The following is a 14229-nucleotide window of genomic DNA, read 5'->3' as shown; positions in this document are numbered from 1 at the left end:
AAATTTTTTTATAAGACACACCCCCCGCACCGCGCTGGCGCTGAGGGCCGGGCCGGGGCGGACCCGCCGGGGCACGGGACCGCCCGGGCACGGCACTAGGCGGGCTGCCAGGAACGCAGCCTCGCGGCCACGTCGAAGACGGTCACGCGCAGCAGGCGGATGTCGGTGATGAGCTCGCGCCACCGCTCGTACGGGGCGTCCACCGCCTTGCCGGAAGCCTCGATGTAGGCGACGGCCACCCCGTAGCCGAAGAACTCGTTGGAGTCGGGGAGCGGGCGCAGCAGGACGATCGCCTCGAGCAGGGCGGCCGCGCGCCAGTACGCGTCGGGGTCGTCCACGTCCAGGCTGGGAGTGTTCACCCGGTGCCGGGCGACGGCGGCGACCAGCGCGGAGTGGTCGGCCACCGCCACGTCCTTGAACAGCGACTCCTGCCGCTCCAGCAGCCAGCGGTGATCGATGTGCAGTTCCACGCGTCCGAGTATCCCCGTCCCGGGGCCGGGCGGGGGGCTGTTCGCGGAGCACGCCGTCCGCGGCCCGGCCCCCGGTGAACCGGCGCGGGGTGGTGACGGTCCGGTGACTTCCCCGTTTCGCTCCGGCACAGGTGTTCCGCAGCGCGGCCTTCGACTCCTACGGTCTGTGCAGCACAGTTCCGGACCAGGAGGCAGCGTGGAGCGCGAGATCGGGATCGACCAGCTGGTGGCGGCGATGAAGGCGGTCGACGAGGCGGGCCGGCTCTTCGAGGAGTCGCTCGCCGTGTACGAGGCGCGGGGCCTCAAGCGGACCGGTGACGACTTCACGGTGGCGGGCGGCTCCGTCCAGACGCTCCAGGGGGCCGAGGAGATGGCCCTCGGGGCCCGCAGGTTCCTCACCGAACTCGCCGTGCTCGCCGGTCTCACGACGGCGGGCCTCGAAGAGCGGACGGCCGGGCGGGAGCAGGTGGCCCGGGCGGGCTTCGCGGGTGTCGCCGGCGGCGGCTCCCGGATGGCCCGGCCGCTGCTCGACCCGACGGTGAAGGGGCTGCGGCTGCTGCTGGACGTCGGCCTCTTCGCGCCCGCCTTCAAGGCGGAGGTGGAGCAGGTGCTGGGGGCGGAGGAGGCGACCTACCCCGCGCCCTCGGCCCGCCGCGTCCCGCGCGCCGTCGCGGCCCGTACCCCCTGAGCGGATCCCCTCGGGGTGCCGTGCCCCGCCGAGGGGGAGAGGCTGGAGACATGCACCACGCACCGGTCGTCGTCCACCGGATCTTCCCGTCGGGAGGCCGGCAGGTCACGCTGCGGACCGCGGGCACCGAGGAGTCCCTCGGTGTGGCCCGCTCGGACGAGGACGTCATCGAGTTCCTCCGGCGGGCCGGGATGCCCGACCCCGACGACGTGGTCCTCGGCGGTTCGGAGCTGCTGGAGTGGGACTCCGACGATCCCCACGTGTACGCCGCCGATCCGCCGACCGGCGACCTGCCGTGACCCGGTACGGGGCCGCGCCGCCGAAACCCCCCTGCTGACCGCCGGGTACGGATCCGCCCGGGTGTGCCTACACTCCCGTGCATGCCGCCCCTCCCGACGATGCGGGCCGGCCCGGAGCGGAAGGGAGCCCTTCGTGGGGGAGCGTCAACGGCGCCTGGAGGAGCACGTCGTGGTCGACGCCGCCCCGGCGGACGTCCACCGGCTGGTGTCCGACCTGCGGAACATGGGCCGTTGGAGCCCGGAGTGCCGGCGGGTCTGGGTGCCGCGGCCGCCGGCCCGGCACGGCAGCCGGTTCGTCGGATTCAACCGGCGGGGGCCGTTCGTCTGGTTCACGACCGGCCGCGTGACCGCCCTGCGGGCACCGCAAGCGCCGCGGGGGGAGGGCGAGTTCACCTTCGACGTCGGCGTCTTCGGCCTGCCGCTGGCCCGCTGGGGCTACCGCTTCGAGCCCGAGGGCGACGGCACCCGGGTCACCGAGAGCTGGCAGGACCTGCGCGGCGGCCGCGGCGGCCGCCTGGCCGAAGCCCTCGGCGCGGTCTTCGCCGGAACCGGCCCGGAGCGCCGCGTCGCGGTCAACCGGGCCGGGATGCGCACCACGCTCGCCCGCCTGGCCGATGCTTGCGGCGGCGGCGGGGCGGGCGAGCCGGGGCGGGGCTGACGGCGCTCAGCTCGCGCGGCCCTTGGCGGCGGGGCCGAACTGCTCGTCCAGCACGGACAGCCGCCGCCAGTACTCGTCCTCGTCGATCTCGCCGGACGCGAAGCGCCGCCCCAGGATCCCGATCGGCGACTGCTCGCCGTAGGCCGCCCCGCGGGCCTGCCACGGCCCGCGGCGCCCTCGCCACACGGTGCGGCGCAGCAGGGTGACGGCGGCGACCACGACCGCCGCCCAGATCAGCGGGAAGAACAGGATCCACGGGCCGGGGCCGTCGTACGCGAGGGTGGTGAGGGTGTTCATCTCGGTTCGTCTCCTCGGAGGTTGGGACATTCGGTCTCACTCCGAGACTGGCTCCGGGAGGGGGCCCGGGGCGTCGTACGGCCGGCGGCACCGCGCGTACGACCGGGGGAGTACGGGCCGCGGGAACACGGGGCCGGCGGCGTACGGGCCGCCCATGAGCGGGTCGACCGCCTACGCAACTTCCGCGTACGGGTAGCCGCGTACGGGCTGCCGCGTACCTCAGCGGGCCGGGGCCGGGCCCGGTGTCAGGCGAGCCAGCCCGGCCTCACCAGCCCCGACTCGTAGGCCAGGACCACCAGCTGGGCCCGGTCCCGGGCGCCGAGCTTCACCATGGTCCGGCTGACGTGCGTCTTCGCGGTGAGCGGGCTGACGACCAGCCGGCGGGCGATCTCCTCATTGGACAGGCCCATGCCCACCAGCGCCATCACCTCCCGCTCCCGGTCCGTGAGCCGGTCCAGGTCCGACGCGGCCGCGGGCCGCTTCGAACGGGCCGCGAACTCCGCGATCAGACGGCGGGTCACGCCCGGGGACAGCAGCGCGTCGCCCTCCACCACCGCCCGGACCGCGCGCAGCAGCTCCTCGGGCTCGGTGTCCTTGACGAGGAAGCCCGAGGCACCCGAGCGGATCGCCTCGAAGACGTACTCGTCGAGCTCGAAGGTGGTGAGCATGACCACCCTGACGGCGGCCAGCTCCGGGTCCCCGGTGATCCGACGGGTGGCGGCGAGCCCGTCCAGCACCGGCATCCGGATGTCCATGAGCACGACGTCGGGGCGCAGCTCCCGCACCCCGCGCACGGCCTCGTCCCCGTCGGCCGCCTCACCGGCCACCTCGATGTCGGGCTGAGCGGAGAGCAGCGCCCGGAACCCTGCCCGGACGAGGAGCTGGTCGTCGGCGAGCAGTACGCGGATCACGGGTCCTCCTGGGACGTGGCGGCCTTCAGCGGCAGCCTCGCGACCACCCGGAATCCCCCCTCGGGCCGCGGGCCGGCCTCGATGGTGCCACCCAGGGCGGCGGCCCGCTCCCGCATGCCCACGAGGCCGTTCCCACTGCCGCCCGCGCCGTCCCCGGTGGCCGGGCCCTCGTCATCCACGCGCAGCTCCAGGGCGCACGGCCGCCATATGAGGCCGACGCGCGCCGTCCGCGCGCCCGAATGCCGGACGACGTTGGTCAGGGCCTCCTGGAGGATCCGGAAGGCGGCCAGGTCCACGCCGGGCGGCAGCGCCCGCGCCGTCCCCTCGGCCGACACCTCCACCGTGAGCCCGGCCGCCGCGGCCTGCTCGACGAGCTCGGCCAGGCGGTCGAGGCCGGGTGCGGGGGCGCGGGGCGCGTCACCGGGGGTGCGCAGCGTGTCCAGGACCTGCCGGACCTCGCCCAGGGCCTCCTTGCTGGCGGCCTTGATGGTGGTCAGGGCCGTACGGGCCTGCTCGGGGTCGGTGTCGAGCAGGGCCAGCCCGACGCCCGCCTGCACGTTGATCACCGAGATGCTGTGGGCCAGTACGTCGTGCAGCTCGCGGGCGATGCGCAGCCGCTCCTCGTTCACCCGGCGCCGCTCGGCGGCGGCCCGCTCGGCCCGCTCGCGGGCCCACTGCTCCCGCCGCAGGCGGGCCAGCTCGGCGAGGGCCAGCATCGCGAGCACCCACGCGGTGATCACCAGCTCCTGCCCCCAGGGCGCCGGACCGTCCCCGGGCGGCGGGAGCCACCGGTACAGCCAGTGGGCGATGAGCAGGTGCCCGGCCCACAGCAGCCCCACGGCCCCCCAGGCGGCTCTTCGGTGCCCGGCGACGACGGCGGCGAAACAGGCCAGGGCCATGCTCAGGAACACCGGGCCGTACGGATATCCCGCGCCGACATACACCAGGGTGACGGCGCTGACCCCGTACGCCACGGCCACCGGATGCCGGTGCCGGGCCAGGAGCAGCGCCGGCCCGAGCAGCAGCAGGAGCCGCGCGAGGGCGTCCAGACCCACCCGGCCGGTCTGCTCCCGCGCGGCCCAGCCCGAGGCGACCTGCGCGAAGACGGCGACGAGCAGCACCGAGCGCCAGGCCGGGCCCCGCCCGGTCCGCTCCATCCATCGTCGCCACGGAGGACCCGGGCGCTCACGCTGCTCGTCCATACGACCACGCTAGTGCGCACCCGGCGTCACCCGCGTCACCCCGGCGTAGCGTTCGCGGCGTACTCCCGCGGTAGTACGCGGAGCACGCCAAGGCGGTTCGCACGAGGGCCGCAGGCGCGTCGCAAGGGGGGCCGCAGGCAGGTCGCGAAGCGGGGCGAAGGAGGGCCGGCCCGACGCCGGGCACCCGGCCGGACCCGGCCGGACCAGGCCCATTCCCGACGATCGGCGCTATCCGGACTATCTGCCTCCGCACACCCCCAGGGCGCGCGGGGTCCGGTGGTGGAAGGGCCTGGATCAGGCTAGGTTGCACGGATGCCGGAGCCGTCGGGAGGACCCGCCCCCGGCATCGACGGGTTGCCGCGCTGCCGTAAATTGTCCCACGGCCCGCCGGGCCAAGCCGGACATGCGGGACGATCTCGGGCAGGAGTGGGCAGGACATGGCGCGACGCGGACGTGCGGAAACCGACCGGGAGGCCGCCTCCGGCGAGCCCGCGGTCCCGGGCTCCGAGATCGCCGCGGCGGCCGACGGCGGACACGCCGCCCCGGGCTGGCTGCGCCTGGGCCGCGACGGCCGGCTGACCGCCTACGCGAGCTGCGCCGAGGGCCTGGTGCGCTGGACCGAGTCGGCGCCCGGCTCGGACCTCTGGCACGGGCCGGACCTGTTCCCCGTGGAGGGCTGGACCGGCCGGTTCACGATCACCCAGGACTCCAACGGATTCGTCTGGTTCGCCGCGACCCGCCACCGGGACGGGGCGCCGGAAGGCCGCGAATTCGTCATAGCCGCCCAATATCAGACAAGTCGTCCGCTGAGCGACTGGCGCGTCGTGGGCAACCCGTTCCCTCCGGGCGACGCCTCCGCGCCCGCCCCGGGCACCCCCGTCGTCCTCGCCGACGGAGCCGGCTCCCTCCACTACTTCGTCACCCGCTTCGGAGTGGGTGTCCGCGCCCGTACCCAGCAGGCCGACGGAACGTGGGCGGCGTGGGCCGACCACGAGCTCAAGTGGGTGCGCGGGGCCGTCGTGCCCACGGTCCGGTCCGGGGGCCGCGTCGGCTTCCTCGCCCCCTTCCGCGGCGGCGCCGTGCAACTGGGCCAGGAGAAGCCGGGGGAGGGGGCCTTCGCCTGGCTGGGCCGGATGGAGGCGGAGGCCGCCGAGGGCACGTACAGCTCCGTCGAGACGAGCCCCGGTGTCGCCACCCACTTCTGGCGCGCCCCGGCGGACGGAACCGTCGTCGCCTGCCGGCCGCAGGAGAACGGCGCGGTGACGACGGGCGGGTTCATGTCCCTGGGCGGCGCGGGCGGGGTCGGCCCGGTCGGTGCCGTCCGCACGCCCGTCAACGGCTACGACTGCACGGTCCTGCTCCAGCGCGGCGCGGAGGGGTACCCGGAGATCGCCGCCTACCCCACGCAGGGTGAGCAGTACGGCGCCTGGTGGGCCCCGGTGGGGGACCGGTGCGCGGGGCTTCCGGCCGTGGCCCTCGATGCCCGCGGCTCGGTCACGATCGCGATGATCGACACGGATGGCGGGCTGAGGATCGCCCGGCAGGATCTCATGGCGGAGGGGCTCGCATTCGGCGCCTGGCGCTGCGTCGGGTGACCTTCATCACCGACTCATCTTGCCCCGAGGGGTGAATTGCTCATTCCGGTATTTCTCACGCCCAACTGCGCAGTTGGCGAGCCTGCTGGAGCCGGGATGTAGTTGCTCATTAACACATGCGAAACCTTGCGTGGCCGGGGAGTTTCCGAATACTTGCTCGGCGTCAAACGATTGGCCTAGGCTGCACACGCCCTGTGAGGGTCGCATAAGTGTGCGGCCAGGCATCGGGCCGGACGGCTGAGGCGAGGGCGGGGCGGCGGTGGTCGGAGTCGGGGGCGGATCCGGCCCTACGTCACGGCAAGGAGCCGAGCGTCCCAAGAAGAGTGGCAATCAAGGAGTTTTCTGAGTGGCCGGTACGCCCCGCCTGAGTGTTGTCGTTCCCTTTCAGGACGTCGAGATCTATCTCGAGGAGTGCCTGGAGTCGATAGCCCGGCAGACGTTCCCCGACCTCGAGGTCGTCATGGTCGACGACGGCTCGACCGACTCCTCGACCGCGATCGCCGCTGATTTCGCCCGCCGGGACTCCAGGTTCAGGCTGCTGCGCCAGGAGTCGATGGGGCCGGGACATGCCCGCAATGTCGGTATTCGCGCCGCTCACCCCGAGGCGGAGTTCCTGGCGTTCGTCGACGGGGACGACGTCATACCCGAGTACGCCTACGAGCTGCTCGTGCGCACCCTCGACGCATCCGGCTCCGACTTCGTGTCCGGCAACGTGCAGATGATGAACTCCACCAAGAAGTGGCAGTCCCCGCTGCACAAGGCGCCCATGCAGCGCAGCAAGCGCGGCACGCACATCACCAAGGTGCCGGAGCTCATCTACGACCGGACCGTCTGGAACAAGCTGTTCCGGCGCTCCTTCTGGGATTACCACTACATAGCCTTCCCCGAGGGGGTCATGTATGAGGACTCCTGGGTCAACATGTTCGCGCATTTCCGCGCCACCAAAGTGGACATCCTTACGGATATCGTCTATTTCTGGCGCCGGCGTGAGGGAGGTGCCGCACCCTCCATCACCCAGCGGCACACCGAATTCAGCAATCTGCAGGACCGCGTCGCCGCCGTGCAGTCCGTCAGCCGATTCCTCGCCGGACACCGCGCCCGGTCGTACAGCGAGCACAAGCGCAAGTACGACCTCGCCTGCCTGAAGTCCGACCTTATGCTGCATCTGAAGGTGCTCCCGGACGCCGACGAGCAGTACCGGGACGCCTTCATGCACTGGGCGAATGAGTTCCTCGACGAGGCCGACGAGGACATCATCGGCGAACTCCCCGCCGACGCCCGCGTGAAATGGCTGCTGGTGCGCGAAGGCCGGCTGAAGGAACTGCTCGACGTCGTCGAGTTCGAACGCAAGGGCGGCCCGCTGCCCGTCCAGCGACGTCTGCACCGCTACCTCAACTACCCCTATCTCGGCGACCGTTCGATAGGCCTCGACAAGAGCGCCTACCGGCTCGACAAGGAACTGTCGCTGCACGGTTCGCTGACCAGCGCGCGCTGGGACGACTCCGGACACCTGTCCCTCGAAGGATCCGCCTACGTCCGCTTCATCAACGTGCACAAGCGGCACATGTCGATGAAGGCCATCGCGCTGCGCAACAAGAAGCAGGGCCGGGTCGTCGTCGCGAAGGCGAAGACCACGTACTACCCGACGGCGACCGAGCACTCCAACCAGAACCGCTACTGCTACGACTGGTCCGGATTCCAGGTCGGCTTCGACGCCTCCCGCCTCAAGCGCAAGGGCAAGTGGGTCGAAGGCACGTGGGACGTGGCCGCCGGCGTGCTGAGCCGGGGGCTGTTCCGCTACAAGGGCATCGCACGCGGCGGCGCGGGCACTGCCGCCAACCCGCCCTACCAGTACGTCGAGAAGAACACCCGCGTCGTACCGCTGTTCCTCCAGGGCAAGCTCAAGCTCCGCGTGGAGATCGTCCGTTGCCGGATCACCCGGCACCGGATCGTCGGCGACAACATCGAGCTCGGCGGTGTCTACCTCGGGCCCAAGCTGCCCGACTGGGGCAAGTTCCGGGTGACCAGCATGGGCGGCGCCGGCCGCCACGACTCCTGGGTGCACTTCAAGCCCGGCGGCGAGGGCTGGTACACCTTCGTGACCCGCATCCCCGTCAAGGCGCTCGTGCCCGGCCACCGCACGAACTCCGGCGACGGGGTCCCGCAGACCTGGAACACCGGCGCCAACGGCTGGAAGACCACCCTCCACGTGGAGGGCCGCAAGGCGGCCATCTACCCGGTCATGGCGGAGGAAGCCACCGACGGCCACTACCGCCTCCCGGCCCGGCTCCAGACGCCGAACGCGGACCGCGAGGTCGTCGTGCACCGCAACGGCTCCGGCTACGTGGTGCTGTTCGAGCGGGACACCCTGCCGCTCGCCCGCTCCGTCACCTGGCGCCAAGACGGCTCCGCGGAGATCGTCGTCGGCTACGCGGCCGAGGACATGCTCGGCGCGTCCGAGTACGCCGCCGCCCACATCGTCGTCCGCTCCCGCGCCCACGGCGCCGAGCGCGTCGTCCCCATCACCTGGCAGGGCCAGGAGTTCCGCTTCGTCCTGACCCCCGCCGCCATGCGCACCCTGGCCGGCGACATTCCGCTGGCCTCCGGCCGCTGGGACTTCTTCCTGCGCCGCCAGGACCCCTCCGCGGTCACCCCGGAGAACCGGTCCGGCGACCTCATGGTCAAGATGGCCCAGGAACTGATCCCCACGTTCCCCAGCGAGATGACCGCCGACGAGCGGCGCTACGAGATGCAGGCAGAGGCGTACGACCGGCTCTCCCTCCTGGTCCACTCGGCGATGCCCGACGAGGCGCGCGGCCCCTACCGCCAGAAGCTGCTGCGCACCAAGGCCTACCCCGACGCCCGGCGCAAGTCGCTGAAGCAGGCGGTGCTGTTCGACGCCTTCAAGGGCACCCAGTACTCCGACAGCCCGCGCGCCCTGCACGAGGAGCTGGTCCGCCGGGGCGTCGACCTCGAGCACCTGTGGGTCGTGCGCGACGACCAGGTCGCCGTTCCCCCGACGGCCCGCCCGGTCCGCATGTGGTCCCCCGACTGGTACGCGGCCATGGCCCGGTCCCGGTACGTCGTCGCCAACAACCACCTGCCCGACTGGTTCCAGAAGCGCGACGGGCAGGTCGTCGTGCAGACCTGGCACGGCACGCCGCTCAAGAAGATCGGGCACGACATCGAAGCCGTGCACTTCGCCGACAAGCGGTACCTGGAGCGCGTCGAGAAGGAGGTGCAGAACTGGGACATGCTGGTGTCCCCGAACAGCTTCAGCACCCCCATCCTCCAGCGCGCCTTCCAGTTCCCCGGCGAGATGGTCGAGAGCGGCTACCCGCGCAACGACGTCCTGCGCCGAGCGGACTCCGGACAGCGGGCGGCGGAAGTGCGCCGCCGCATCGGCCTCCCGCCCGGCAAGCGCGTCGTCATGTACGCACCCACCTGGCGCGACGACCAGTTCTACGCGCCGGGCAAGTACAAGCTCGACTTCCGCATCGACCTCGAGGACGCGCGGGCGCAGCTGGGCCACGACCACGTCCTGCTGGTGCGCCGCCACCCCAACGTGGTGGACCCGGTGCCCGGCGCTGGTGACGGGTTCGTCTTCGACGTGTCCGACTACCCGGACATGGCGGACCTCTCCCTGATCACCGACGTGATGATCACGGACTACTCCTCCCTGATGTTCGACTTCGTCAACACCGGGCGGCCGATCCTCTTCTTCACGTACGACCTCGACCACTACCGGGACACGCTGCGCGGGTTCTACTTCGACTTCGAGCAGTCCGCGCCCGGCCCGCTGCTGTACAACTCCCCCGAACTGGTCGGTGCGATCCGCAACATCGACCGCATCCAGCAGGGCTACGCGGCCCGCTACCGCTGGTTCCAGCAGGAGTTCTGCGACCTCGACGACGGCTACGCGGCGGCCAGGCTGGCCGACCGCATCCTGATCGCCGGGGGAGACCTCGACCCCGCCCGGGCGCAGGCGCCGGCCGTCGGCGCGGCCCCCGCGGGCATCCCCGGCCGGCCGGGCCCCTGGAACGCGGGCACCCTGGGCCAGATGCCGCGGCAGACGGTGAGAAGGATGGATTCCGAGCATGTCTAAGACAGCCCAGAACACGCGTCGCACCGTCACGGGCGTGGACGCTTCCGGGCCGGTTCCCGTCGAGTACCGGTTCTCCCACGCCAGGAACGGGAACCGGCACCTGGTCGTCGTCTTCGCGAACGCCGGCGCGCCCGAGGACTACGGGATGTCGGGCGGGGTCCTCGACAAGGTGCGGGCGAACGTCCTGTGGGTCCGCGACTCCTTCGACGGCGCGAACAGCTCCTACCTGTGCAAGGGCATGGACTTCGGCATCGAGCAGTCGGTCGCCGGGCTCATCGCGCGCGTGATGAGCGCGCTGGCGCTGACACCGGACGAATGCACGCTGATCGGCAGCTCCAAGGGCGGCAGCGCGGCCCTCTACTTCGGCCTGAAGTACGGCTACCGGAACATCGTGACCAGCGTGCCCCGGTTCCTCATCGGGACGTACCTCAGGGAGAGCCTGCCGGCCGCCGCGCAGCCGATGATGGGGGAGGTCACCGAGGACAAGGTGCGCTTCCTCGACTCGCTCCTGCCCGACCTCGTGCGCGGCCGGGCGAACCCCGGGGCCAACATCTACCTGGTCTCCTCGCCCCAGGACGAGGAGCACACGCGCCAGGTGGAGCCGTTCCTCGGACTGTTCCGGGGCTACGAGCGCTTCAACCTCGTCTTCAACGACTCCACCCTGGTCACCGGCTCCGCGAAGGTGGTGCCGCACAACGTCCCCGTCATCATGGGGCTGCTGAACCTCCTCGTCGACGGGATCAGCCCCGTGATCGGCGGTGTCCGCTACGGCTACGAGGAGCCGGGCCGCGACACGTCCGGGATCGAGGCGTACCTCTCGGCGACCTCCCAGGTGCGCGGGGACGACTTCCCGGCGCCCGTGGTGCTGATGCCCGCGGCCGATCAGCGGCTGCCGGCGCACGCCGTCCGGTTCGTGGGGTCCGCCCCGCGCGCGGTGCGCGTCAGCATCTGGGAGGACGGGAAGTTCCAGGGCTCCCCGGCCGTCGCTCCCGACGGCAGCTGGAGCTGGCTGCGGGACAAGCCGTGGGGCAAGGGACGGCACGTGGTGCGGCTCTTCGGGGTGGACGCGAACAACTTCCACTCCGGGCGCAGCGAAGTGGTCTTCACGGTCGTGGACCCGGTGGACGCACCGGATCCGGTGTCCGCGCCCGCCCGGCCCCTGGCACTGACGGTGACCTCGCCGGGTGCCCACCAGCAGGTGCCGGGCCCGGTACCGCGGTTCGCGGGCTTCGCCCCCGGCGCGGTGCGGGTGGAGTTCCAGGAGGCCGGGATGAGCCTGGGCGCCTGCCCCGTCGCGGCCGACGGCAACTGGAGCTGGGAGTCGAACTGGGCCTGGAACGAGGGGCCGCACTTCGTGGAGGCCGTCGCGGTGGGCGCCGGGGGCAACGCCTCCGCCTGGATCTCCGTCCCCTTCGCGGTCGGCGGCTCCTACCCGGTGCCCGGGCCCGGCGGCTACTCCGACGCGAGGCACTGACCCGCGGGGCGGGTTCGTGCCAGGCCGGTGACAAGAATGGATTCCGAGCATGTCTGATACAGCGAAGAACGAGCGCCGCGTCATCACGGGCGTCGACCCCTCCGGGCCGGTCCCCGTCGAGTACCGGTTCTCCCACGCCAGGAACGGCAGCCGCCACCTCGTCGTGGTGTTCGCCAACCTCAACGCGCCCGACGAGTACGGGATGGGGGGCGGAATCCTCGACAACGTGCGGTCGAACATCCTGTGGATCCGCGACTCGTTCGACGGTGCGAACAGCTACTACCTGTGCAAGGGGATGGACTTCGGCATCGAGCAGTCGGTCGCCGGGCTGATCGCGCGCGTGATGAACGCCCTGTCGCTGACACCGGACCAGTGCACGATGTTCGGCAGCTCCAAGGGCGGCAGCGCGGCGCTCCACTTCGGGCTGAAGTTCGGCTACCGGAACATCATCGCCAGCGCCCCCCAGTTCCGGATCGGCACGTTCGTCGTCCAGGCCATGGCGAACGCCGCCCGCGCGATGATGGGGGAGGTGACGGAGGACAAGGTGCGCTTCCTCGACTCGGTCCTCCCCGAGGTGGTGCGCGGCAGCGCCAACCGCTCCGCCAACATCTACCTGGTCTCCTCGCCGCAGGACCGGCAGTACCCGATCCACATCGAGCCGTTCCTCGGACTGTTCCAGGGCTACGAGAACTTCAACTTCATCTTCAACGACTCCCCCCTGATCTCCGGCCACGACAAGGTGACCACCCGGAACATCCCGTCCCTGGTGAGCCTGCTGAACCTCGTCTCGCACGGGATCACCCCCCGGATCGGGGCCGTCCGCAACGGCCGCGAGGAGCCGAAGCGCGATACGTCGTCGATCGAGGCGTACCTGTCGGCGACCTCCCAGGTGCGGGGGGACGACTTCCCGGCGCCGGTGGTGCTGATGCCCGCCGCGGAGGAGCGGCTGCCGGCGCGGGCGATCCGCTTCGCGGGGTCCGCGCCCGGTGCGGTGCGGGTCAGCATCTGGGAGAACGGCACGTTCCAGGGGTCCCCGCCGGTCGGCCCCGACGGCAGCTGGATCTGGGAGCGGGAGAAGCCCTGGGCCAAGGGGCGGCACGTGGTGCGGCTCTTCGGGGTGGACGCGAACAACTTCCACTCGGGCCGCACCGAAGTGGTGTTCACGGCCACCGACGAGCCCGGCGGGGCCGCGCAGCCGCCCGCCCCCGCCGGGGCGGGCGCACGGCCGCCGGGCCTGGCGCCCGTCCTGACCGTCACCTCCCCGGTCCCCGGGCAGCAGGTGCAGGGTCCGGCGGTGCGCTTCACGGGCTTCGCCCCGGGCGCCGTCCGGGTGGACTTCCAGGAGCGCGGCGCGGGCCTGGGGACGTGCGAGGTGACGGCCGACGGTGCCTGGACCTGGGATCCGGCCTTCGCCTGGAACGAGGGCGACCACGCGGTCGAGGCCGTGGCGGTGGACGCGGCGGGCAACGCCTCCGCCTGGGCCTCCGTGCCCTTCGTCCTGATGAACGCCTACATCGTGCCCACACAGGGCGGCTACTCGGCTACGAGGTACTGAGCTCCGGGATCTGCGGGACCTCCGGGACCTGCGTGACCGCCGGGGCGGGACGGCTCACCCGCATCACCAGGGCCCGGTGGTCGGAGGCCTTGGTCTCCACGACCTGGCACCCGGTGCGCGGCAGCGCCGTGAACAGGTAGTCGATCTTGGCCCCGTCCTCGTGGGTGCGGCGGCCCGCCCGGGAGGCGCCCTTCTGGTCGCACTCCTGGTACGCGGTGTAGGCCTCGGCCGGCCACAGCCAGGCGGTGGGGCTCCCGTCGACCGGCGGCGAGGAGTTGAAGTCACCGCCCACGATCGTCCGGTCGCGGTCGTGCTCGGACGCGGCCTCGAAGAGCGAGCGGAGGTGGTCGTCCCGGAACTCCCGGTCCGGGTGCACCGTATCGGTGCCGCGCAGCGCCACGTGCCCGTTGCACACCCGGACCCCCTGGGCCGGGACCTGGGCACAGAGGAACCGCCGGTGCACGCCGGCGGCCGGCTGCCGGGTCGCCACGGCCTGCACCCCGGTGAGCGGGGACGCCGCCAGCAGACCGGAACCGGCCTGCCCCCGGCCCTCTCCCGTACAGCCGACGGGCACGCTGCGGCCCGCCTCGTCCACGCTGATGTACGGGTCGAACTCGCTGTGCCAGTCCTTGCCCAGGCGCCGGGCGGCCGCCAGCAGGTCCTCGGAGCAGACCTCCTGGAGGAGCATGACGCGCACCCCGCGGCCGTCGGCCAGGGCGCGCAGCTGCTGGAACTTGGCCTCAGGGCCGCCCTTGTCCGCGCAGCCCCACTGCTCCACACCGCACATGTTCCACGTGGCGACGGACACCGTGTCGGGCGTGGCCCCGGGCGTGAGCGCCGACGGCACCGTGGTGCCGGGCGTGGAGGTGCAGGCCGCGGTGGTCAGCAGACCGAGGACGGTCGCCACGCGGCCGAAGCGGCGCGAGCGACGGAGCATCCCGGTCCCGGTGTGTCTGTGCATCCCGCCATCATTGA

12 protein-coding genes are annotated in these 14229 nt (G+C 72.1%); 7 read left to right on the top strand and 5 right to left on the bottom strand.

Going from position 1 to position 14229, the window contains the following annotated elements; all coding sequences use genetic code 11:
- Positions 1-95 precede the first annotated feature (95 nt).
- Positions 96-470, bottom strand: a complete 375-nt coding sequence (locus ACFWP3_RS32395) for a toxin Doc (protein ID WP_384228169.1) — start codon at positions 468-470, stop codon at positions 96-98.
- 196 nt (positions 471-666) lie between these two features.
- Here ACFWP3_RS32395 and ACFWP3_RS32390 point away from each other — a divergent pair, with 196 nt between their 5' ends.
- The 3 genes from ACFWP3_RS32390 (at position 667) to ACFWP3_RS32380 (ending at position 2115) form a co-directional block, all read left to right on the top strand.
- On the top strand, positions 667-1158 hold the full coding sequence (locus ACFWP3_RS32390) for a hypothetical protein (RefSeq protein ID WP_384228167.1): 492 nt from the start codon (positions 667-669) through the stop codon (positions 1156-1158).
- A 50-nt stretch (positions 1159-1208) separates the two neighbouring features.
- The gene (locus ACFWP3_RS32385; protein ID WP_384228165.1) at positions 1209-1457 is read left to right on the top strand and encodes a hypothetical protein; all 249 of its coding nucleotides are present in this window, start codon (positions 1209-1211) and stop codon (positions 1455-1457) included.
- A 133-nt stretch (positions 1458-1590) separates the two neighbouring features.
- Positions 1591-2115: an SRPBCC family protein gene (locus tag ACFWP3_RS32380; RefSeq protein WP_384228163.1), complete on the top strand. Its 525-nt coding sequence runs from the start codon at positions 1591-1593 to the stop codon at positions 2113-2115.
- A gap of 6 nt (positions 2116-2121) precedes the next feature.
- On the opposite strand, the gene ACFWP3_RS32375 is transcribed toward ACFWP3_RS32380, so the two are convergent.
- The 3 genes from ACFWP3_RS32375 to ACFWP3_RS32365 form a co-directional block, all read right to left on the bottom strand.
- Positions 2122-2412, bottom strand: coding sequence for an SHOCT domain-containing protein (locus ACFWP3_RS32375; protein ID WP_384228161.1), 291 nt, complete (start codon positions 2410-2412; stop codon positions 2122-2124).
- Between the two features lie 245 nt (positions 2413-2657).
- Positions 2658-3323 (bottom strand): response regulator, encoded by a 666-nt coding sequence (locus ACFWP3_RS32370; protein ID WP_384228159.1) that lies wholly within the window; start codon positions 3321-3323, stop codon positions 2658-2660.
- Positions 3320-4525 (bottom strand): sensor histidine kinase, encoded by a 1206-nt coding sequence (locus tag ACFWP3_RS32365; protein ID WP_384228157.1) that lies wholly within the window; start codon positions 4523-4525, stop codon positions 3320-3322. Before ACFWP3_RS32365 ends, ACFWP3_RS32370 begins: the two co-directional genes overlap by 4 nt.
- A 437-nt stretch (positions 4526-4962) precedes the next feature.
- On the opposite strand from ACFWP3_RS32365, the gene ACFWP3_RS32360 reads away from it, so the two are divergent.
- The 4 genes from ACFWP3_RS32360 (at position 4963) to ACFWP3_RS32345 (ending at position 13254) form a co-directional block, all read left to right on the top strand.
- Positions 4963-6120: a hypothetical protein gene (locus tag ACFWP3_RS32360; RefSeq protein WP_384228155.1), complete on the top strand. Its 1158-nt coding sequence runs from the start codon at positions 4963-4965 to the stop codon at positions 6118-6120.
- Between the two features lie 346 nt (positions 6121-6466).
- Positions 6467-10225 carry a CDP-glycerol glycerophosphotransferase family protein gene (locus ACFWP3_RS32355; protein WP_384228153.1) on the top strand — a complete coding sequence of 1253 codons (3759 nt, stop codon included), beginning with the start codon at positions 6467-6469 and terminating at the stop codon, positions 10223-10225.
- The gene (locus ACFWP3_RS32350; RefSeq protein WP_384228151.1) at positions 10218-11699 is read left to right on the top strand and encodes a hypothetical protein; all 1482 of its coding nucleotides are present in this window, start codon (positions 10218-10220) and stop codon (positions 11697-11699) included. The genes ACFWP3_RS32355 and ACFWP3_RS32350 overlap by 8 nt, the downstream gene beginning before the upstream one ends.
- Before the next feature lie 49 nt (positions 11700-11748).
- On the top strand, positions 11749-13254 hold the full coding sequence (locus tag ACFWP3_RS32345) for an Ig-like domain-containing protein (RefSeq protein ID WP_384228149.1): 1506 nt from the start codon (positions 11749-11751) through the stop codon (positions 13252-13254).
- Here the strand turns inward: ACFWP3_RS32345 and ACFWP3_RS32340 are convergent.
- The gene (locus ACFWP3_RS32340) at positions 13241-14215 is read right to left on the bottom strand and encodes an endonuclease/exonuclease/phosphatase family protein (protein WP_384228147.1); all 975 of its coding nucleotides are present in this window, start codon (positions 14213-14215) and stop codon (positions 13241-13243) included. The genes ACFWP3_RS32345 and ACFWP3_RS32340 overlap by 14 nt on opposite strands.
- Between the last annotated feature and the right edge of the window lie 14 nt (positions 14216-14229).

This window comes from Streptomyces sp. NPDC058525, from assembly GCF_042719495.1.
GTDB lineage: Bacteria > Actinomycetota > Actinomycetes > Streptomycetales > Streptomycetaceae > Streptomyces.
The sequence above is the reverse complement of the archived record's forward strand: the minus strand, read 5'-3'. Positions and strand labels throughout refer to the sequence as shown.

Bases quoted from the DNA above. Each gene is read 5' to 3' on its own strand.
- ACFWP3_RS32365 (WP_384228157.1), bottom strand. From the start codon at position 4,525: ATGGACGAGCAGCGTGAGCGCCCGGGTCCTCCGTGGCGACGATGGATG.
- ACFWP3_RS32360 (WP_384228155.1), top strand. From the start codon at position 4,963: ATGGCGCGACGCGGACGTGCGGAAACCGACCGGGAGGCCGCCTCCGGC.
- ACFWP3_RS32350 (WP_384228151.1), top strand. From the start codon at position 10,218: ATGTCTAAGACAGCCCAGAACACGCGTCGCACCGTCACGGGCGTGGAC.
- ACFWP3_RS32385 (WP_384228165.1), top strand. From the start codon at position 1,209: ATGCACCACGCACCGGTCGTCGTCCACCGGATCTTCCCGTCGGGAGGC.
- ACFWP3_RS32345 (WP_384228149.1), top strand. From the start codon at position 11,749: ATGTCTGATACAGCGAAGAACGAGCGCCGCGTCATCACGGGCGTCGAC.
- ACFWP3_RS32375 (WP_384228161.1), bottom strand. From the start codon at position 2,412: ATGAACACCCTCACCACCCTCGCGTACGACGGCCCCGGCCCGTGGATC.
- ACFWP3_RS32340 (WP_384228147.1), bottom strand. From the start codon at position 14,215: ATGCACAGACACACCGGGACCGGGATGCTCCGTCGCTCGCGCCGCTTC.